19 protein-coding genes are annotated in these 21228 nt (G+C 51.9%); 5 read left to right on the top strand and 14 right to left on the bottom strand.

Annotated elements, in window-relative coordinates; translation table 11 throughout:
• The 8 genes from HQL65_14930 to HQL65_14895 all read right to left on the bottom strand — a co-directional run.
• Positions 1-685: hypothetical protein (locus tag HQL65_14930; GenBank protein ID MBF0137528.1), on the bottom strand; the 685-nt coding region annotated here is incomplete at its 3' end.
• Complete coding sequence (locus HQL65_14925) at positions 682-1776, bottom strand: hypothetical protein (GenBank protein MBF0137527.1); 1095 nt, start codon at positions 1774-1776, stop codon at positions 682-684. The genes HQL65_14925 and HQL65_14930, both read right to left, overlap by 4 nt.
• Positions 1777-1791: 15 nt before the next feature.
• Positions 1792-2025, bottom strand: a complete 234-nt coding sequence (locus tag HQL65_14920; GenBank protein ID MBF0137526.1) for a hypothetical protein — start codon at positions 2023-2025, stop codon at positions 1792-1794.
• Positions 2026-2658: 633 nt separating this feature from the next.
• Entirely contained in the window at positions 2659-4356 is a 1698-nt protein-coding gene (locus HQL65_14915) for a cation acetate symporter (GenBank protein ID MBF0137525.1), read from the bottom strand.
• Complete coding sequence (locus HQL65_14910; GenBank protein ID MBF0137524.1) at positions 4356-4682, bottom strand: DUF485 domain-containing protein; 327 nt, start codon at positions 4680-4682, stop codon at positions 4356-4358. The genes HQL65_14915 and HQL65_14910 overlap by 1 nt, the downstream gene beginning before the upstream one ends.
• Before the next feature lie 679 nt (positions 4683-5361).
• On the bottom strand, positions 5362-7020 hold the full coding sequence (locus tag HQL65_14905; GenBank protein ID MBF0137523.1) for a DEAD/DEAH box helicase: 1659 nt from the start codon (positions 7018-7020) through the stop codon (positions 5362-5364).
• Positions 7021-7369: 349 nt separating this feature from the next.
• Positions 7370-7894 carry a hypothetical protein gene (locus HQL65_14900; protein MBF0137522.1) on the bottom strand — a complete coding sequence of 175 codons (525 nt, stop codon included), beginning with the start codon at positions 7892-7894 and terminating at the stop codon, positions 7370-7372.
• A gap of 401 nt (positions 7895-8295) precedes the next feature.
• Entirely contained in the window at positions 8296-8805 is a 510-nt protein-coding gene (locus HQL65_14895; protein MBF0137521.1) for a hypothetical protein, read from the bottom strand.
• Between the two features lie 357 nt (positions 8806-9162).
• Here HQL65_14895 and HQL65_14890 point away from each other — a divergent pair, with 357 nt between their 5' ends.
• The gene (locus tag HQL65_14890; GenBank protein MBF0137520.1) at positions 9163-10428 is read left to right on the top strand and encodes an HD domain-containing protein; all 1266 of its coding nucleotides are present in this window, start codon (positions 9163-9165) and stop codon (positions 10426-10428) included.
• Positions 10429-10459: 31 nt separating this feature from the next.
• On the opposite strand, the gene HQL65_14885 is transcribed toward HQL65_14890, so the two are convergent.
• From HQL65_14885 to HQL65_14870, 4 genes are all read right to left on the bottom strand, one after another.
• Positions 10460-11926, bottom strand: coding sequence for an AMP-binding protein (locus tag HQL65_14885; protein ID MBF0137519.1), 1467 nt, complete (start codon positions 11924-11926; stop codon positions 10460-10462).
• An 82-nt stretch (positions 11927-12008) separates the two neighbouring features.
• Positions 12009-12995: a glycosyltransferase gene (locus HQL65_14880; GenBank protein MBF0137518.1), complete on the bottom strand. Its 987-nt coding sequence runs from the start codon at positions 12993-12995 to the stop codon at positions 12009-12011.
• Positions 12988-14454, bottom strand: coding sequence for a radical SAM protein (locus HQL65_14875; GenBank protein ID MBF0137517.1), 1467 nt, complete (start codon positions 14452-14454; stop codon positions 12988-12990). Before HQL65_14875 ends, HQL65_14880 begins: the two co-directional genes overlap by 8 nt.
• Positions 14454-15095 (bottom strand): methyltransferase domain-containing protein, encoded by a 642-nt coding sequence (locus tag HQL65_14870; protein MBF0137516.1) that lies wholly within the window; start codon positions 15093-15095, stop codon positions 14454-14456. The genes HQL65_14875 and HQL65_14870 overlap by 1 nt, the downstream gene beginning before the upstream one ends.
• A 152-nt stretch (positions 15096-15247) precedes the next feature.
• On the opposite strand from HQL65_14870, the gene HQL65_14865 reads away from it, so the two are divergent.
• Positions 15248-16219, top strand: a complete 972-nt coding sequence (locus HQL65_14865; GenBank protein MBF0137515.1) for a GHMP kinase — start codon at positions 15248-15250, stop codon at positions 16217-16219.
• 22 nt (positions 16220-16241) lie between these two features.
• On the opposite strand, the gene HQL65_14860 is transcribed toward HQL65_14865, so the two are convergent.
• Together HQL65_14860 and HQL65_14855 are read right to left on the bottom strand one after the other, a co-directional pair.
• The gene (locus HQL65_14860; GenBank protein MBF0137514.1) at positions 16242-16913 is read right to left on the bottom strand and encodes a YdcF family protein; all 672 of its coding nucleotides are present in this window, start codon (positions 16911-16913) and stop codon (positions 16242-16244) included.
• Positions 16914-16929: 16 nt separating this feature from the next.
• Complete coding sequence (locus tag HQL65_14855) at positions 16930-17874, bottom strand: SPASM domain-containing protein (GenBank protein ID MBF0137513.1); 945 nt, start codon at positions 17872-17874, stop codon at positions 16930-16932.
• A 432-nt stretch (positions 17875-18306) separates the two neighbouring features.
• Here HQL65_14855 and HQL65_14850 point away from each other — a divergent pair, with 432 nt between their 5' ends.
• The 3 genes from HQL65_14850 to HQL65_14840 form a co-directional block, all read left to right on the top strand.
• The gene (locus HQL65_14850; protein ID MBF0137512.1) at positions 18307-19272 is read left to right on the top strand and encodes an NAD-dependent epimerase/dehydratase family protein; all 966 of its coding nucleotides are present in this window, start codon (positions 18307-18309) and stop codon (positions 19270-19272) included.
• 31 nt (positions 19273-19303) lie between these two features.
• Positions 19304-20566 carry an aminotransferase class I/II-fold pyridoxal phosphate-dependent enzyme gene (locus HQL65_14845; GenBank protein ID MBF0137511.1) on the top strand — a complete coding sequence of 421 codons (1263 nt, stop codon included), beginning with the start codon at positions 19304-19306 and terminating at the stop codon, positions 20564-20566.
• A 12-nt stretch (positions 20567-20578) separates the two neighbouring features.
• Positions 20579-21228 (top strand): radical SAM protein (locus HQL65_14840; protein MBF0137510.1); only part of this gene is annotated, 650 nt, incomplete at its 3' end.

Genomic DNA, 21228 nt, shown 5'->3' with positions numbered 1-21228 from the left:
CCCATCCCAGATCCGAAGTATGTTTGGCATTGGCTTTAGCAAGACCCTTCTGGTGTTGGTATCCCTGCTCATCCAACTTCAAAGCCGCATTTGCCTGGTCAGCATTCAGGGCCTGCTGCTGATAAAACCCCTGCTGGCTCAAGTCCTTGGCATATCCATGCTGCTGGTCAGCCAGGCCGAGCTGGAAACCGTACTGCTGTTGCCCCTGTTCCAGGGTGTTTTGATGCTGGAATCCGGCCAGGCCAAGCTGTTGCCCATACTGCTGGTTGGACAAATCCTTGGCATACTGATGCTGCTGTCCGGCCAGATAGGACTGGTTTTTGGTCTGGGCAGCACCCTGCTCCAGGACATGCTGATTTTGCTGGGATGCCAGACCACTTTGATTCTGGTAGTTCAGCTTTTCCATCTCCCTGGCGGCTGTTGCCTGGGCATCCTGGGAAGCCATCTGGGCGGCGGTTTGCAGACTCGCCTCGGTCCCGGCCTGCATTGCCATGCTGCTGTTGACCAGTCCACGTTGATTGGCCGCCTGTCTGGTCTTGGTCTGGGCCTGTTGAATCAAGGGATTGGCAGGCGACAGATAGGGCGTCAAATGCGCCCCCACCGTGGTCGCCTGATCCCCATTGGGTTTGGTGGCACCAGACGCATACAGGCCGTTCGGTTTCAGATTAAAATAGGCTCCGCTCATCTCGTCCGTCCTTTCGTGCGCATTTCGTTACGGAAAAATTCCACCTGTTTGCCAAAGTTGTCCGGCAGATCCTCCCCGGCCCCGGGTCCGCGACTGGGCACCGCCGCCCCGGATTGCACCTGCAAATTCCGTTTCTGTTGCAGACGTTTGTCCCGTTCGGCCTTGACGGAGACCTGGCCATCCCGATGCTTTTTGAACTCATTCAACAGCCAGATGACATCATCACTGCTGTTGAGCCAATAGGCATTGCGCTCCACAACCTCACGAATCGGTGTGGGTTGCTGCTCCAGCCAGTCAAGAAACGGCTGTTCGTTCACAATACTGCCGTAGTCGGGATGTTCCCGTTCCAACTTGACGCATTCTTGATGGGAACGGGCAAATTTCCCAAAATCCTCAAGAGCCGCCTCGATAAACTGCAACCGCTGCTCCAGGGGTGCCAGAAAGTCCCGATAGTTTCCCTGCATGACCAACCGGTTCCAGGCCTCCGTCCAGGGTCTCTCCTGCACCACCCCACCCTGGCGTGGTGAATTTTCATATCCGGCAATTTTTTGCTGTTGGGCCGCCAGCTCATCCTGTACCTTGCGCAAACGCCCGATATGCGAGTTGAATTTGTGCAACAGATCGATATGCTCCTGCCGCAGATTGGCCGGGGCCTCATGCCAGCCGGGGAGTTCCTCTGCGGCACCTTCCTCCGCACCGGCCTGATCTTCAACCTGCTCTCCCTGTTCGCTGGTGCCCGCTGCCACCCTGGCAGATTCCTCTCCCATGCCCCCGCCAGCAGCACCATTCCCCTTGTTCTTGTTTTTCTTTTCCTTGCGAAATACCCCGACCATCTTGCCGAAATCTTCTCGCTCTGCCAGTTCTGCCTGTTTCTTCTGTTCCTCAATGGATTTGCCGGACTGGTTCGGATCGGGTTCATTGATTGGTATGATCACGTGTTTCTTGCTGCCCATCTTGATGTCACTCCCCTGCTGTCTGGAATTGTTGGCCATACGCTGAACGTGTCTGCTCTTGCTGCCCATGTCGTTCTCACTCTTTGGTTGCTTTGGTCTGTTGATACCCTGTTGGTTGTGTCGGTTCTTGTTGCCCATTTTGCTGTCACTCCCCTACAAAAGCTTTTGTTGCCAGTCGCCCAACTGCTCGATGCAGAGAAGGCGACGATCAGACCCCTGTGTGCCCCGGTAGATCCGTCGCCAATGTTTCGAGGCACGTTTCACACCCTGAATTTCCGGTATTGCGCCGTATGAAGCCTTGCGTTCCAGGGCCAGGTGCCACTCCTTGACCGGGCACCGACCCATCCGCAAAACACCCAACAACCGCCTGATTTCTACCAGACGCATTTTTTCCCAGGATTTTCTGACGATTGACGTTCTGGTCCGCTTACTTGTCCTGCACTTGTCCCGGCGCATGCCATCACCCCCTTTCTCAATTTGCGCACAAAAAAACCCGCACCGGGTTGCCCCGGGCGGGTCTGGTCAAAGGAATCGTTGCACAAAAAACCCGCCAGGGGTCTCCCCAGGCGGGTCTGGTCAAAGGAATCGTTGCACAAAAAAACCCACCAGGGGTCTCCCCGGGCAGGTCTGGTCAAGGTAATCGTTGCACACAATCAACCCCCTAGGGGTCTCCCCATGTGGGCCTGGTCAAGGAAAAAAATACCAAAAAAAAACGCCTGGAGTCTCTCCGGGCGGATTTGGTCAAAATTATCCTCTCAAAAACGACAAACCTGCCACGAGTCACCCCGGGCAGGTCAGCAGGAAAACTACCGCAATAAATTGTATTTCAAACTGATTCTCAAAACGGAGGCAGACAGGCCGCCACAAACTGAATATTCAATCAAACCGGCAACAAAAAAGCAGGCCTGATACGACATGGTTTGGAGAATACCTCACCTTTTTGCGCCCTGCAAGAAAAAATTGTCGTGAAAGAAAGAAAAAGAAAGAGGGAAGGGGTACCCCTTCCCTCTCTCCCGTCACTCAATGCTTGGAGGCACCTACCGAGCCAACCCCGGTTTCACACCGTACCAATTGCGCTTCATAGGCCAATTTTTCATTTTTGGCCCGTTCACTGCCATCCGTGATCGAAAAGAACCACGATCCCAGGAAGGCCAGGGTCATGGAAAAGATCGCCGGATCCTTGTAGGGAAACAGCGGAGCGGGATTTTTGAGGACATCCACCCAGACCGTCTTCGACAACACCACCATGATGATTGTGCAAAGAAGTCCCATGGTCCCCCCAATCATGGCCCCGCGCGTCGTCAAACCCTTCCAGTGAATGGAAAGGAAGAGAATGGGGAAATTGGCACTGGCCGCAATCGCAAAGGCCAATCCGACCATGAAGGCCACATTTTGTTTCTCGAACTGAATTCCAAGATAGATGGCGATACACCCGATCACCAGGGCCGCCATTTTGGAAATCATCATTTCCTTCTTTTCGTTCACCTGGCCACCACAGATGGCACTGGCATAGATGTCGTGGGAGACAGCCGAAGCACCCGACAGTGTCAAACCAGAGACCACGGCCAGAATGGTGGCAAAAGCCACGGCGGAGATGAAGCCCAGGAAAAGATCCCCACCCGTCGCATGGGACAGATGGATGGCCGCCATGTTGTTTCCACCCATCAGGGTACCTTTGACCATATCCATGTACTGGGTATGAGGTGCCACCAGCAAGACGGCCCCAAACCCGATGATGAAGGTCAGGATATAGAAATAGCCGATGAAACCGGTTGCATAAAAGACCGACTTTCTGGCCTCCTTGGCATTACCCACCGTGAAAAAGCGCATCAGGATGTGAGGCAGACCAGCCGTGCCAAACATCAAGGCCAGGCCGAGGGAGATGGCGGAGATTGGATCTGTTACCAACCCTCCGGGAGCGAGAATGTTCTTGCCATCACTCACCACCTTTTTGTGATCGGCCAGGGCACTCTGTTTCATGGCTGCCACAGACTCCCTGAAGAAACGCTCCAGATCAAAGTCAACGAACGAAAGGGCGGCAAAAGCGATGAAGGAGGCACCGGACAACAACAAGACCGCCTTGATGATCTGCACCCAGGTGGTCGCCAACATGCCACCAAATGCCACGTAAAGGATCATCAGCGTCCCCACCGCGATCACGGCATATTCATAAGGGAGACCAAAGAGGGTCCGGATCAACTGGCCAGCACCCACCATTTGGGCAATCAGATAGAGGATGACCGTACTCAGGGTCCCGAAAGCGGACAAGGTGCGGAGCGGGATGCGCTGTAGCCGGAATGATACAATGTCGGCGAAGGTATAGCGCCCCAGGTTGCGCAATTGTTCCGCCATCAGGAAGAGGATGATTGGCCACCCGACCAGAAATCCAATCGAGTAAATGAGACCATCGTAGCCCTTGGCAAAAACCATGCTCGATATGCCCAGGAACGAGGCTGCGGACATGTAGTCGCCGGCGATGGCCAACCCGTTCTGAAAGCCGGTAATGCCACCTCCGGCTGCATAGAAATCCTTTGTGGTCTTGGTCCGATTGGCCGCCCAGTAGGTGATTCCCAGGGTGACCGCCACGAAGATGAAAAACATGATGATGGCCGTCACGTTCATCTTTTGTTGCGGTGCCGCCGGGGGAATATCCGCCGCCCATGCACACCACGGCATCCAGAAAACTCCCCCCATCAACACGGTGAAAATCCGGAACATCATTTCGATAACTCCTTTATTTCACTCGTTAATCTATCATAAGCACCATTGGCACGCATCACAAAAATCCAGGTCAGGATAAACGCTGACAGAATAATCCCCACTCCGATGGGAATACCAATGGTGATGATGCTGTCAGAAGTAATCTGCGTGGCCAGGATGGCAGGCTTGAACGCAATCACCACAATGAAAGCATAGTAGATGACCAGCATGATGATGGACAAAGTCCAGGCAAACCGTCTTCGCTTGCGAACCAGTTCATGGTACTTCGGATTGCTGAGGATTCTTTTGAATTGAGCTGAATCATCGCCACTCTCTTTGACCATTGTTCCCTCCGTCCGGGATTGATGGTTGTTACGGCCAACATGCTACCCATGAAACTTCCTGTTCCAATCACAAGGGATGAATCCTTCCATCCTGGAAAAAAACACTCGTTCCACTGGACCAAACCATCAGCCAGGAACCTGTAGCAAGCCCCCTGGCAATCAAACATGGCCCCCTCTCACTGCAATCATCTTGTTCCCTGCTCGTCCAGATGACCTCCCTGCTTTCTCCACTTTGGCCAATTGTCGATCATCTTGACAGATTGTAGACTCTTTTGACAGAACGTCCGGCAAAGTGCAAATAAAAATTTATGCTGCCATTTCTGGTAAGCTCTAAATCAGTTCCTTGACGGTTCGGGTATTTTGTGTGCCACGCAGGCTTTTGGCTTGTTCTACACAATTTCTGCAATGGTTTTATATTTTAACATGTCAATAAGTCAGGAAAGCTGTTGGCACACCAGACTTTCTTTAGGATGCCTGTTTGACTCGGCCTGCCAGAATTACCTTTATCTGCACTGTAAATATAAATGTTATTTTTCTGCTCGGGCTTTTTTGTATGACTCTCATGGCAATACTGAATTGCCCCCGAACGGCAAGAACCCTCTCACCAACCGCCAAGGGGAAGGGCTTCCCTTCCCCTTGAAACTTCATCGATCGACTGATCTTTTCTTCAACACTGGGGTCAGGCAACTCGACCGGAAACCATGTGCCTCGCATCTTTTTTGCCGGCAACTGACGCATGCCGCACTTTTTTCCGGGCGGGAAACGGCTCATGGCTCGTGTTTTCCGTGCGTATCGGGCGATGGCGTTCATCCTGCGTCGTCACCCTGGGAGAACGTTTGCCATGTTTTTGTTCATGGTGCCGCGACGCATGCTCCGGGGCAATTTCGGCTTGAAAATCCGCAACCACCTTGGCCAGCACCTGGTTGGCCACCGACCCCTGTTTTTTTCCGGATACCTGGCTGGTCGCTGACCCCCGTTTTTTCGCTGGTTGACTGGATTTGCGCGCCATTGACAGCTCTGACCGGGTAAAATCGGACCGCCCATGCCCGGCTGAATCTCTCGGTTGCCTGTTTTGAGCGGCTGGTCTGCCACCACGCCCGGAACGATTGGGTGTCGCACCTCCCTGGGAAGCCTTGGCAATGGCATCGGCATGGTATGGGTGTGCATCATCCACGGGGAGTTCCTGACGGATGATGCGTTCAATATCGCGGAGATACCCGCGTTCGGTGGCATCACAGAATGAGATGGCCGCCCCTTCCCGTCCGGCCCGGGCTGTGCGACCGATCCGATGCACATAACTTTCAGGTTCGTTTGGCAAATCAAAGTTGATTACATGACTGACACCCGCCACATCGATGCCACGCGCCGCAATATCCGTGGCCACCAACACCCGAATATCCCCGGCCCGGAATTGCCCCAGGGCGCGTTCACGCGCCCCTTGTGATTTGTTGCTGTGGATGGCCGCTGTCGTGACCTGGATCCGCTCCAATTGTTCGACCAGACGATTGGCTCCATGTTTGGTGCGGGTGAATATCAACACCCGATCCGCAGTTTCCTGGGCGAGAATTTTTTTCAGCAGGTGAATTTTATTGGCCTTTTCCACATAGAACACCTTTTGTTCAACCCGTTCCACCGTGGTGGCCTGGGGTGTCACTTCGACCCGGGCCGGATTGTGCAGAATGCCATTGGCCAGGTCGGTGATGGTTTCCGGCATGGTGGCCGAAAACAACAACGTCTGCCGTTTCGGCGGCAAGGCGGCAATCACCTTGCGCACGTCGTGGATGAACCCCATATCCAGCATGCGGTCGGCCTCATCCAGAACAAAAACCTCCAGGCGATCCAGCCTGACATGCCCCTGGGAAAACAGATCCAGCAAGCGCCCTGGAGTCGCCACCAGCACCGCCACACCCCGAGCCATGGCCTGGACCTGGGCATGCTGACCGACACCACCAAAAATCACCGCCGTCGCCATCCCCAGATGCCGCCCGTAAGTGATAAAACTGCTGTGTATCTGGGCCGCCAGTTCCCGCGTCGGCGTCAGGATCAAAACACGGGCACCTTTCGGACCGGCCTGGCGTTTCTGGCGTGCCAGACGATCCAGAATGGGCAAGGCAAACGCCGCCGTCTTGCCGGTGCCCGTCTGGGCAATACCCAGCAAGTCCCGACCATCCATCAGGTAGGGAATCGCCTGTTCTTGTATGGGAGTGGGGGTTTGGTAACCGGCTTGCAGCAAGGCACGTTGAATGGGTTGCATCAGGTTCAGCGAAGTAAAATCAGCCACACGATCTCTTTCATGACAAGGGCAGGAGAGGAAACCCGGACGTTCCCATCTCCTCATGGACAGGAAACCTCAATTGTGTCCCGGATCGTGGATTCTGGCCATGTCACGTCACATCAGCCGCGACCGTCATGCAAGAAACTCATGAAGTCCGTAGTCGGCAAACTCGGCAAACAAGGGTGTGAAACCGCGAAACAGAAAAAGTCGAGATCCCCGAAATAAATATCCGGGCGGTGATACACTGCTCCTCAACCAGGCGCTTGTCAACACCCATTCCGGAAAAAAGTCCACAGCCTTCGTCAGGCTCTCCTGATCCATTCCTGACAAATACCCACTGCACTTTAGCTTCATGGCTGAAAATCCTGATTCAACCAACCACAATCCATGCTCTTTTGCCATTATGTCATGATTATTTGGTTGTTATGCTCTTTGCATCATTATCATTTGAATTTTGTTGGCTTTTCCTGGCTTCTTCAAGCTTGCGCTGATGTTCCAACCTGGCTTGGGTCCATTCTGCCTCCATGGATGATGATGTGAATTTTTCCGGTTCCATCCATATAACAATCTGATCAGGATATTGTTGTGCTGCCCCGGAAGCTGCATCGACCAATATTCCAATGCCACCACCGATGAGTATGTTGGCAAATGTTGCTCCAGCTATCGTCTCTTCCACTGTCAATTGCCCGATGGTATACCCTTCCTTCCGGCATACGACATCCATGGGACCATCCCCTTTCCGCACAGTCGCTGTCCCCGGAGTTGTCGGAACATACCATTTTCCACCTTTTTTATCTGTCAGTTCGCACATGGCACCGTATACTTTGCCTGTGTTGACCGATATGGATTGCAAGGATCCCGAAACGATTGTAGCACAACCAACAAGCATCATGGTACCTGTAGCTGCAATTATCTTCTTCACTTCATTTCCTTTCACGTCTCATTTCATGATGAATATCACTATGTTTGTTATCGGGCATCGGGCCATGTTTTGACTGAGTTTACAATTCCGCTCCCTTTTCGGAACGGATTGTATGATTGTCCAAGCAGACTGTCAACCCCTTTAATTATTAATATCTGTTAATTAAATACAATAATTATAATCAAGGTCGCCTGTTTTTTGTACGGGAGTGAGGGTTTGGTAACCGGCTTGCTGCAAGGCACGTTGAATGGGTTGAATCAGGTTCAGCGAAGTAAAATCAGCCACACGATCTCTTTCATGTCTGTCAGGAACTCCTGAGCCATACCACAACAAAATCCCCCCTGCCTCCTGATCCAGGCCTGAAAACAAGGTTTTTGTCTCCCCGGGGAATCTGCACGGGCACCAGCACATCACACTCATTTGGTTGAAAAGCTCTTTGCTTTTTTCTTGTTGAGATATTCCTGTCTCTTTTTATCTTCCTCAACCTTGCGTTGGTGTTCCAGCCTGGCTCGAGTCCATTCTGCTTCCATGGCAGAGGAGGTAAACATGCCTGGTTCCATCCATACGACAATCTCACCGGGATATTGTTGTGCCGCTCCGGAAGCCATATCGACCAAAATTCCAACGCCACCACCCAGGAAAATATTTCCTATTGTCGCTTCGGCCAAGACCTCCTCTACCGTCAAATGCCCTGTTGTATATCCTTCCTTGCGACATGTGACATCCATGGGGCCATCCCCTTTCTGCACGGTCACAGTTCCCGGAGTCCCGGAAATATACCATTTTCCTCCTTTTTTATCAGTCAGTTCGCATATGGCACCGTTCACCTTGCCGGTGTTGACTGAAACGGGTTGCAAGGTTCCAGAAACAATGGAGGCACAACCCACAAGCATGACGGTACCTGCAATAGCAATCATCTGTTTCATTTCATTTTCCTTTCCAGATTGGTCGCTTGATCATACAGAATAACTGCACCATGGTCAAATCAACCTTGTTTGGCTTGCACGCTCCTTCCGGGTCATACTAAATATACCCGGACACCATGTCAATTGCCATTATTATGAATCTCCGCCATAATGACATCCTTTTTATTATATATAAAGTTATTAACAAGACAGATGAGAACAAATACACCTCCATGCTTAATTCAGACCAGTCAATTTCATACTTTACAAATGTCAAGACATGTCACAAAATGTCAACGATGGAGTGTGCCTGAATACTTAAAGAAAATTCAAGAGAAACCAGGAAATTTTGAACCTTGTTGACGAAGGAAACCATTCTTGAACATTCAATTTTTTGATATTCTGGACACGGTCGGCAACACCCTGGACCTTGTCGATCCTCACTTGTCAGACCATCATCGCAAAGTTGCCCATATCGCCGAACGCATCGCGTCGGCCATGAATTTTTCCCCACAAGAAACAAATAATCTGGTTTATGCCGGTCTCCTGCATGATTGCGGGGCGTTGACCCTGCGTGAAAAAACCTTCATTGCCCAATTGGACATGGATTCACGGGACTCCAACCATGCCGAAACCGGCTACAACATGCTGCGCGAGTTTCGTCTGTTCGCCAACCTGGCCACCCTGGTCCGACATCACCACATTGCCTGGAACCATGGCTCCGGCGCGGAAACCCATGGCGAACCCACCCCCATGGGATGTCATATTCTCCACGTTGCCGACCGGGTCGCCGTGCAAATTGACAACAAGGTTCCAGCCTTGGCCCAAACCAACACCATCCGGGAAAAAATTCGCCAGCGTGCGGGCAGAATTCTCCATCCGGATGTCGTCGCCGCATTCGAAGAAATTTGTGCCCCACCCGCTTTCTGGTTCGATCTGTTCAACCAGAATTTAAGTGAAATTTTAAAAAGCAATACCAATGCCGGCACGCTTAGAATCTCTCTGACCGAACTGGAAGAACTGTCCCGTTTCATTGCCACGATCATCGACTTTCGTTGCCGTTTTACCGCCACCCACTCCCAGGGTGTTGCCATCACTGCGGAACACATCGCCCGTCGGGTGGGCATGTCCCACCGCGAACAAACCATGATGCGAATTGCCGGCTTTCTCCATGATCTGGGCAAACTCGCCGTCCCCACCGAGATTCTCTACAAAACCGGTCCCTTGACCCCGGAAGAGATGGGAATCATGCAGATTCACACCTATGTCACATACCATTCCCTGCGTCCCATCAAGGAGCTGGCCACCATCAACGAGTGGGCATCATTCCATCACGAAACCATCGACGGCAAAGGCTACCCTTTCCGAATTCCTGGCAGGAATCTGGTGTTGGGAGCGCGCATCATGAGCATCGCCGATATCTTCACCGCCTTGACCGAGGATCGACCCTATCGACCAGGAATGTCGCAATCCCAGGTTCAGGAAATTCTTGCTTCCCTGGTGGCCAAGGAAAAAATCGACCCCATGGTCTGTGCGGTGGTCACCAACAATTTTGCCGAAATCGATTATCACCGCCGCCAAGCCCAAAACTTGGCCCAGGAAAAATATCGGGGATTTGCCAAAGAGTCCAACTTGACAGAGTAATGGACCGGATGGATCAGAAATGCTCGACCAGTCAGGCACAAATCTCTTGACGCGCCATCTCCCGCAACCCCACCCGATTGATTTTGCCATTGGCCAACAGAGGCAGTGCCTCCAACCGGCGCATGTGATGGGGGTGCTTGAACCGCACCAACCGCTGGTCCAGATGATGGCGCAGTTCATCCAATGACATGTCCCGTCTGGCCACAATAAAGAGAAAACCGACTTCGGTCCATTTGGCATCGGAAACCGCCACCACAACGGCCTGTGAAATATCGGGATGGGTCAGAATATGTTTTTCCACTTCACCTGGATAGACATTTTCGCCGCCGGAAATGTACATCTCTTTTTTGCGCCCCACGACAAAAAAGAAACCTTCCTGGTCGTAACGGACCAGATCCCCGGTACGAAAATAACCGTCCAGCAAGGAAGCACGGAATAAATCATCATTGCGCCAATAACCTTTGCACAAATGCGGTCCGGCAATAAGCAGTTCGCCGGGCTGATCCGGTCCCACCGGATGGCCCTGGTCATCCACCACCATGACCTGGGAATGGCGCATGGGCTTGCCAATGGAATCAGGTCGTTGCCAACACGCTTCCGTATCCAGCAAAAAGCAGTTCGGCCCCACTTCAGTCAGGCCGAATCCCTGCTTGAAAGGCACACCCCGGGCATGATAAGCCTTGATCAGGGCAACACTCAGAGGGGCACCTCCCGACAACAAACAACGAATGCGCGAAAAATCAGTCCAGACAAAATCCGAATGATCGTGGATGGCCTGAAACATGGTCGGTACTGCCCAGAAAATGGTGATCCCCTCCTCCCGAATGGCCTGAAGAACACCACCCGGATCAAAACGATCAAACAACAACAACGTCCCACCCATGGAAAGCAGCGGCAGCAGAAAAACGTGATATGCCCCGGTGTGGAAAAACGGGGTATTGACAATGCTGACATCGCTGGCTTCCAAGACCCCTGAGTCAACCGTCCCGTGCATGTTGGCCATGATCATGGTGGCATGAAACAGCACCCCCTTGGGCATGCCCGTCGAGCCGGAGGTGAACAACATCAACATGGGATCGGCATCGGCAACCTCATGGTCCGGGGCCTCCGGCCAGGATGCGTTCCAATCCAGGGAAGAGAAGTGAAAATATGGAAATTTCTGGCCGGCGGGAGGATCCACGGCACCCAGAAACAATTGTGGTTCAACCAATTCCAGAATACCCGCCAGTTCCACCGGAGGCAGGCGGTGATTGAGCGGCACCAGAATGGCCCCAACCTTGGCACAGGCAAAAAACAGCAGGATATGCTCCATGCAGGCCGGTGCCAGCAACACCACCCGATCCCCCTGACCAATCCCCCGGGCATGCAGAAAATTTCCCCACTGCCGGATCACCGATGCCATGCTCCGATAGGTGTAGGTCGTCTGCGTGATCTTGTCGATGATGGCCGGATGGTCCGGTTTTTCCCTGGAAAATTGTGCAATGAAATCATACCACATGGCGTTTGAACCCTTGTGATGATTCTGCTGATCCGTTTTTCAGGCGTTTTTGGTCTTTATCCAATTATCGTGTCTTGTCGATTTACTCCGGATTCAACAATCCGGCCACCTCCCCCAAGGCATAACCAAAATGCTGGACCAGAAAGACCACAAACACATGAACCCATAAATCAAAACGTCTGTGTCGTCGGCAGAGTACCCCGGACAGAATGAACAGCACAGGAAAATAGAGGGCCACCAGCCAGAAAACGGGAAACAAGGGTGCCAAAAGCAACGTGGACATGCCACCCAAAAACAGCAGAGGCAACAGATAGGCCACACGCCACATCTCCGGATGCCGCTTGAGAAGGCGCGCCCTGCCCCGTCCGTAACGAAACATGTTCCGACTCCAGCGTAACGGCGTGGCCCGCAATTTGTGGTACACGGACAGATTGGGAACATAGATCATGCGGTGCCCGGCACGCCCCAGGCGATGGTTGATATCGGCATCTTCGGCATCACTGCCCAGGGTCACATCAAACCCACCGATGGCAACAAGCGCCCGCTTGTCATACAACACATTGAGCGTGGCCAGACTGGGAACATCCCGGGGTTCCTGGAACAGGCGTCCCTGGGCACTATTGAAACTTCCCACGAATGTATCCATGGCAATGCTGATGGCCTGGACAAAATCGGCGGCATCCGGCGGGGGAATGTTGCCCCCACCCACGGCCACCACAGCGGCATCCCTGGCACGATACTGCTGAAAATACGTTGCCAGCCGCAGCAGCCAATCCGGAACCGCTTCACAATCGGCATCGATGAAGGCAACGCAAGGAAAACGCGCCGTTTCCATACCGGTATTGCGGGCCACCGCCGCCCCTTTTCGCAACTCCGTCACCAGTCGCACATGGTCATGACGTTGCGCCAATTCCGCCACGACTTCCGGCGTCCCATCCCGGGATCCACCATCCACCACCACAATCTCGCAACAAGCAACCGGATAATTCTGTGCCAGCAGGGATTCCAGGCAACGGCGAATATTATTGACCTCATTAAAACAGATCACCACGATGGAAATTTCAATCACCGCACACATTCCCGTCTTGACGGTTGAACAATCTCCCGAAAAACGTCTTCGCAGAGAGCAGGGAGCGATACCCTTCCGCCGGATGGCACAACGCCTGCCACAATTTCATGACAAGATACCGGGGGCGCAGATGGTATTTTTTTAAATAATAATCACATATGGCAACCATTTCTTTCGCTGACAACTCCGGCGTGTCCAGGACGCAGTTGTGCTGGCCGTCCGGGGTCAACCAGCGCGTAAAATCGGTGGTTTTCAGATAGCCATTCTGGGCGGCCCAGGCGTAGGCTTCGGTTCCCGGATAAACAAACAAGGGATAAAATTGCATGCTGTCACAGTTGGCCTGGACGGCAAATTGGTAGCTGGTGGCCACGGTGGCTCTGGTATCGCCCGGATTGCCCACCATCATGCACCCATGCACGAGCAATCCGGCCTGCCTGGCATCACGCACAAATTTTTGATACTTTTCCAATTTAGCATGTTTGCCCATGCCATCCAGAATTTTTTGATCCCCACTTTCAAAGCCGACGGTCACGAGACGGCAACCAGCCCGTCGCATGAGGTGCAGCAGATCGGCAGACACGTCACCCCGCACATTGCAATACCATTTCATGTGAATTTGGCGGGCCAATAACTCTTCGCAAATTTGCCGGACATGGCTGGGGCTGGCGGTGAAACAATCATCCTCGATGCCGATCTCCCGCACTTGTGGCAGGTGATCCCGAATAAAGGCAAACTCGTCCACCACATTGGCGGCAGAACGCACCCGATAGCGTCGTGAATGGAACGTCTGGGGATAGACGCAAAAAAAGCAGCGATGGGGGCAGCCGCGACCCGTCATGATCTGCACCATGGGATAGTTGGCCGCCGCAAAAAAATAATCCTCAATCCGCAAATGTTTGGCATAGACCTCTGCCACAAAAGGCAGGGCATCCAGATTTTCCAGCATGGGACGCCGGGGATTGCAGAGGATGGTGTCGTGCATGCGGTAAGCCAACCCTGGGACACCCTGCAAAGGGAGACCCTGATCCAATGCCTGGGCCAGATCCACCACGGTGGCATCATATTCGCCCAGGGCGGCACCATCGACGGCTGCATGCAGGGCAATGCTCTCCTGCGGCAGGGCCGACGGGTGAGAACCGACCAGCAGGGTGAATGTTTCCGGAAATTGTTTTTTGATATCAGCGGCCACCTGGGCATCGTTGACAATGCTGGGGGTGCTGGTATCGATCACCACAAGACCGGGCCGCCACGTACCCAGGGCAATAAAGAGATTGGGTAGATCAAGACGAGCCGCTGCGCAATCCACGAGCCGCACCTGGTGACCGGCCTGTTCGGCCATGCCGGTGGCATAGGCCAGCCAAATGGGAAAATAGAGCGTTCCCCCCTTGGTGACCGCTGGGCTGCGGGACGCCCGGGAAAATCCCGGCATGAATGGCGGATTCAAAAACAGGATATTCATCACAGAACATGTTCAGACATTTTTTGACTTTGAAACAACAAGATACGGAAAACATCCCCAAAAACAGGCCGGTTTTCCACAACATCAAAGCCATGGCGGCGGAATACCTCAATAAAGTCAATCATGCGATAATTGTATTCCAGAATATTGTCCTCTCCCTTGATGAGTTCGGCCAGACAAGGCAAAACCCTGCCCCAGAAGGAGCCATGGTTGGGTTGGATCAAAAGAACATATCGGCGGCTCAGATGCATCATGCGCACGGCCATGGGTTCAAAATGGAGAAAATGTTCCAGCATGCCGTCGCTGGAAACCAGATCATAACGACCTGGCTCTTCCATGACGTCCCTTTCCACGGCAGCCAATCCTCGTTCCTGACAAATGGCCACGGCAGTCGGGGAAATATCAATTCCCATTGGAGCAAAGCCCAGGCGTTGATACATGGCCATGATGTGACCCGGCCCGCATCCGACTTCCAGGATTGTCTTCACATCTTCCCTGAGAGGAGCCATGACGCGACGCAACCCCTCTTCCTTGGCATGAAACATGAGTCGCCCCATACGGGAGACACCTGGAATGCGTCCGGTTGCCTGCCAGTGTCGATCCCAGCGCTGGCAACTTTCCTGCTCCCTGCTCTCCGTCATGACCTGCACACCAACCCACCCATGGCATCACTCATTGTTCCGCCGGCCCTTGATAGTAGAAAAGCGGCTTCATCCTTTGCGCCTGCAACCCGTTTCAAGTATTTGTTCATCCGGTCCGGATCTTCATACCAATCACAGGGAGAGCGACCCGCTTGGTCATTACCAGAACCCCATTTCGAGTCAGTCTGGCCGGTGGTGGCAGCGACATGCGCGACTATTATGCAGTCCGTTCCCATGGCGCTGTGGTCAGCGCCGCCATCCAAAGTTACATGTATATCGTGGTCCACCCCTATTTTCACGACAAAATCCGCATCAAATATTCAAAGACCGAAGATGTGGATTCAATTGATGAAATTCGTCATCCCCTGGTCCGGGAGGCCTTGCGCAAGGTCAAACTGGGCACTGGAGTTGAAATTGCCTCCTTTTCCGACGTCCCCGCCGGTACCGGATTGGGATCTTCCAGTGCATTCACGGTGGGTCTGCTCCACGCCCTTTATGCCATGCAGAGAGAGACTGTCACCCCGGAGCGGTTGGCCAGCGAGGCCTGTGCAATCGAGATTGATATTCTCAAGGAGCCGATTGGCAAACAGGATCAATATGCCTCCGCCTTTGGCGGTCTCAACTACATCCGCTTCGTCGCCGATGAATCGGTTCATGTGGCCCCGATTTCCCTGGACCAGGCGGGCAGACGGCTCCTGGAAGAAAAATTGCGTTTGTATTACATCGGTAACGACCGAGCCGCCGGAACCATTCTGGCCGAACAACGCGCCAACCTGAAAATTCCCGACAAAATGGCCCGCATGGACAACATGACCCTCCTGGCGGATCGCCTGCGGGCATGTTTTCATGATTGGCAGGTTGACCAACTGGGAGAAATTTTGCGCCAGGGGTGGGAATACAAACAGGGCATGGCCTCGGGTATCAGCAATGATCAGGTTCAGGCTTGCCTGGAGTTGGCCATGCGCCATGGGGCAACGGGGGGCAAGCTTCTGGGGGCTGGGTCAGGGGGATTTTTGTTGCTCTATGCCAACGATCACGACGCGCTGGCCCGTCACTTGCCGTTTCGTTCCTTGCCCTTTCGCATTGACCAGGAAGGATCCAAAATCATTGCCCGGGATTTTTAACCAATTCCGGCTCCCTCCCCCATTATTTCCAAATGGCCACTGGCGAGGTCGGCATGAGACGATAATAGACATGAGCAAGATATTCGCGGGCGATACTTCGAAAATAAAACATTCGTTGCCCAAAATGCAAAGGTTCTTTCTCTACAGGATACGCATGTACCACAATTCCGTTGATACCCATGGAATTCAGGAACCAACGAATCCGCGCTGTATGGTAGGCTGAGGAAACATAAATGGTGCGATTGAAATCGATCTGGTGACGCAGGAGAGTGAACATGGATCGCAGATCATCGTAGGTATTGGTCGCCTCGGCATGGGCCAGGACATTTTCGGGTGGGACCCCCCAGGAAACAATAATTTTCGCCATGACTTCAGCCACTTTTTCACGGCTGTCACGATGCGGCAGAGTGGTTCCACCAAGACAGACAATCTTCCGAACCCATCCCTGTCGATACAGTTCAACCCCCTGTTGCATTCTGAGGAGTGCATCATAATCCATGGTCGTCTCGTTCACCCAACCCGACGCAAAAATCACGGCGACCTCACTTTTTTGCAAGGGTTCGTTCACGATCAGGGGTTGCACGAGCAACCCGGTCAGGGGAGTCCACAAGATCAGAATGACAAACAGATTTCCTGTCAGACTGACCAGCAGGAGAGGAGATGCTTTTATTAATTTTTCTTTTGAAATTAACAAGTTAATAGATAGCCTCTCAGTTGATCGTTCTGGCGGAAAAACCCCGCCTGCTTAACAAATTGGCCAAACGAATGGCCATTTTTTCAATGCGATATCCCCAAAGATTCGTCAAGGCATCAGCCAGGGTCAAACGAATGCCGGACGGCAAACCCAGCAAGGGTGGAGAACCCAACACGATACAATGTTCACACAATGGCAACAGAGTACGGAAGGTTCCATCCAGCATGGATTTTCTCAGCGCCACCATTCCGGGGCCATTCCAGATATCGACAAAATTTTCTTTCTGAATATTGCCCAGAACATAGTCATGATTCACATCGTAGATACAAGGCAGGAGATCGCCGTTCCAGGCCACGACGGCTGTACTCCAGAGACGTGAACAGGGCGGATAGAGTTGGACGTTTTTTCGAAAGGAAAACTGGTCGGTCTCCTTGAAAACCGGACCCCAGGTGGCCACTTCCCGCAGGCGAACCTCATCGATCAAACCCTCGAATCGGGAAAGAAATTGGTTCTGTTCCTGAGGAGTCGCAAGGGTCATGTCCAGCATCAGCATGGAGAGGACCGTATAGGGGTCCGATTTGGCATGTGATTTTTTCAGCTCTAAAAAATGGATTATATTATTGAGAGTTTTTTCAAAATCGGCTCCCACCCGTGCTTTTTCATACTGAATTTTATTGAAACCATCAAAAGCAAAACTGACATGTGACAGACCAGACTCCAACAATTGCTGTGCCCGTTTGGCATCCAGCATGGTTGCATTGGTATTCAACAAAACCTTGATGCCTTCCATGCGGGCATGGCGGACCATATCAAAGAATTCTTTATTGTAGAGAGATTCTCCACCGACAGCCAGAGTGACCGAAGAGGTAAAAGGCTTGATTTGACGCACGATCTCCTTGAAAAGCGTCAGGGGCATGCACCCTTTGGGAAAGTGAATCTGATCTGTACCATTTGGGCACATGATACAATGCAGATTGCAATGGTTGGTCGGCTCGATCCAAAAATAGGAAGGTAAATTGTCGGGACACGCATTGCCAGCACGGTAATTTTGCCAAGCACGCAAATTCCGTGCAACAATTTGCCATTTTTTCATGAACACGCCCAATTGTCAGAAAGAAAACAAGTCTGAAAGGAATTAAAAAATTGCAACCGCAAGCCCACCCAGACAAACCCGAAAGTCGCTCAATAGCCTGAAAAAAAACAAAATAGCTGTATGAGAAGGCACCAGCGTTCACATGCAATCGCCCTGGAGACACCCTGCCGAGGCACCTTGCCACTCTACGGAAAAAATGCCAGTATGTAAAGGTGGAATGGGGAGAGGCTGACCCGATCATGGCTGACGGCATCAAGTATATATATGTCCTGAGTACAATTTTTTGAAGGATAAAGCGCCATGCAGGTACTTGTTTTTGGCGGCAACGGCTTTATCGGAGCCAACCTGGTCCATTGGCTGGTCAATAAATCCGGGATAAAGGTCCGCGTTTTTCATCGACCAGGATCGTCTTTGACACACTTGTCAGGCCTGGATATCGAACGAATCGCTGGTGAACTGAAAGACGAAACCAGGCTCGTCGATGCCCTGGCTGGATGTGATCTGGTCTTTAATCTGGCCGGATGCGGTTCCAACGCCAAAGACCATGCCAGACAGAGGATCGCCGTCAATGTTGAGGGGGCCGAACGTGTGGCCCGTCTGGTACGTCGCGCTGGCATCCGCTTGGTTCATGTCAGCTCCATTGCGGCAGTCGGACGACCCAAACCCGGTCAGGTTTCGGACGAATCTGCTCCATTCAACATGGAAGCGGATCATTATGCCTTGACGAAACATCAAGGTGAACAGGCTGTGTTGCATGAGTGTACTCAAGGTCTGGATGCGGTCATCGCCTGTCCTGGTAACGTGGTGGGTGGCTTTGCCATGAAAGCTGGGCAAAAAAACAATTTCCTGGCAATTGCTGCCGGAAAAATGCTTGTTTACCCTCCGGGCGGGGTTTGTTTGACCGATATTGATGATCTCATTCCAGGTCTTTGGCTGTGCGCCGAAAAAGGCGCTACTGGAAGACGCTATATTCTGGGAGGGGAAAATGTCCCCTACCCGGATTATTTCCGGGAAATTGCCATTGCCACAAAAGGCAGGTCCCCCCCCTTTCGCCTGCCTGCGACGCTTTTACCCTTGCTGGGATGGAGCGTGGAAACCGCTTTCACCCTTTTGGGGCGCAACCCGCCTTTGACCTATGAGGCTGCGGAAATGATCTCCCGGGATATTTACTATTCCTCCCGCCGCGCCCAAGAGGAACTCGGTTACACGATTGGGGATTGGCGGCAAGCCGTTGCCAAGGCTGCACGGACAGTTTGTGGTCTATGAAATGATTTGCCGGCCAGAAAAATGGTGATTCATGTGGAAAGCCTATCCCAGAGTCTGGGTGGACCTGACAACGGTTGAAACAATTGAAGCCTTGTTCCGTTTGTTATGGCCATCCCGGGCAGCGGGGCGCTCTTTGGTCCCTGAATTTGAAAGCTCTTTTGCCAAGATGATCGGGGTCAGGGATGCTGTGGCCTTTCCCAATTGTCGCAGCGCCCTGTTTCATTCTTTGAAAGCACTTGATCTGGAACCCGGTGACGAAGTTATCCTGCCGGCATTCACTTTCTGGGTAGACCCGGCGGTCGTCCTGCTGGCTGGGCTCAAGCCGGTATTTGTTGACGTATCGTTGGCATCCGCCAATATGGACATGGCCCAGATTGAAGCCGTTATCACGCCCAGAACACGGGTCATCCTGCCTGTTCACCTGAATGGCCTGCCTGTGGACATGCACCAATTACAGGAAATCGCTCAAAAACACCATTTACGCATCATTGAAGATTGCGCCAGAGCTTGTGGTGCCACCTATGGCAACGCCCACGTCGGGTCTGCTGACATAGGCGCTTTCAGTTTTGGCTACGGAAAATCTTTTTATGGTTTTGGCGGCGGTATGGTCACTGCCAATGATCCCGAATTTATCAAACGTCTGCGTCAATTGCAGGAAAAGTTTCATGCCATACCCATCAAGGATCTGTTCCAAGCGGTCTTGAAAGGATCCTTGCTGAAATTTCTTAATGACCCTATGATTCACCGATGGACCTTGTTTCCATTGGTCAAGCGGTTTGTTCTACAAGGCGATGCCTTTTTGGATGGTTGGTTTCGGGTCAAAAAGCCCGTCTACCAAGAAGTTCCTTACCTGTTCCAGCGGCATATGTTTAACATTCAAGCCGCCATGGGGTTTCGTCAGATTGAGACAATCCATCAATCAAACCATAAGCGTCACGCCATCCTGTGCCATCTGCGACGTGAATTGGCAGGGGTGGGAGATTTGCTATTGCCTCCTGATCCGACTGACAGGCAGCATGTCTGTGTCCACTTTGCCGTTTGGACTGAACGTTGCCGGGAGTTGCAACGCTATTTACTTCAGCACAATGTTGACGCCCAGGATGAATCAGCACAAGATGTCACACAGATGGAGCGCTTTGCAATTTTTGCCAGAGGTCATTATCCCAATGCAGAAAAATTAGACGGTAAAGTGTGTTATATTCCAGCCCACCCCTGTTTAAATGAAAAAGACCTTGATTACATATCCGGCGTAATAAAAAGCTTTTTTTTGCATAACACAACACGAGAATCGTAATCTTAGTATATCATGTATATTCCAAAAAAAATTGAACTTGCACCAATTTTATTACGGAAAGTTCTTCACATTCCTGAAAAATTTCCGAGATTTATTCAAATATCATTAACGAACGCATGTAATCTGTCATGTCGTATGTGCATAAGAAATTATATTGATGTTGATCGTCGTCATATGACATGGAAAGATTTTACCTGTATTGTTGATAAACTCGAAGGTGCCGAGCAAATATCTTTGGCAGGCATGGGGGAATCTTTGCTTCATCCGCGTTTTTTTGATGCTGTAGAATACTGTAAAATGAAGGGGTATAAAGTTCAATTGACTACAAATTCACTTATGTTGGGTAAGCCTGGTATTATTGAACGCATTCTTGTCTCTGGTCTCGACAGCATTTCATTCTCTATTGAAAGTATTCATGGCTATCAGGAGACGGGCCATGATAATCAAACGGGGCTTCAATCTATTGAACGTCTTCTCGCACTCCGAAATCAACAAGGTTACCTCGCTCCAAAAGTTGTTTTGCAACCGATTCTTTTTAAGGATAAGATACAAGACCTGATCGATATTATTCACTGGGGATATCAAAAAGGAGTGAATCGATTTAATATTGTGCGGGTCGATTTAAGATTTGTCAAAGATATGCAGAGACCTTCTGTATCGGA

The organism is Magnetococcales bacterium, assembly GCA_015228935.1.
Taxonomy (GTDB): domain Bacteria; phylum Pseudomonadota; class Magnetococcia; order Magnetococcales; family DC0425bin3; genus HA3dbin3.
Note: the sequence above shows the minus strand (reverse complement) of the source record. Positions and strands in the feature narration are given on the sequence as shown.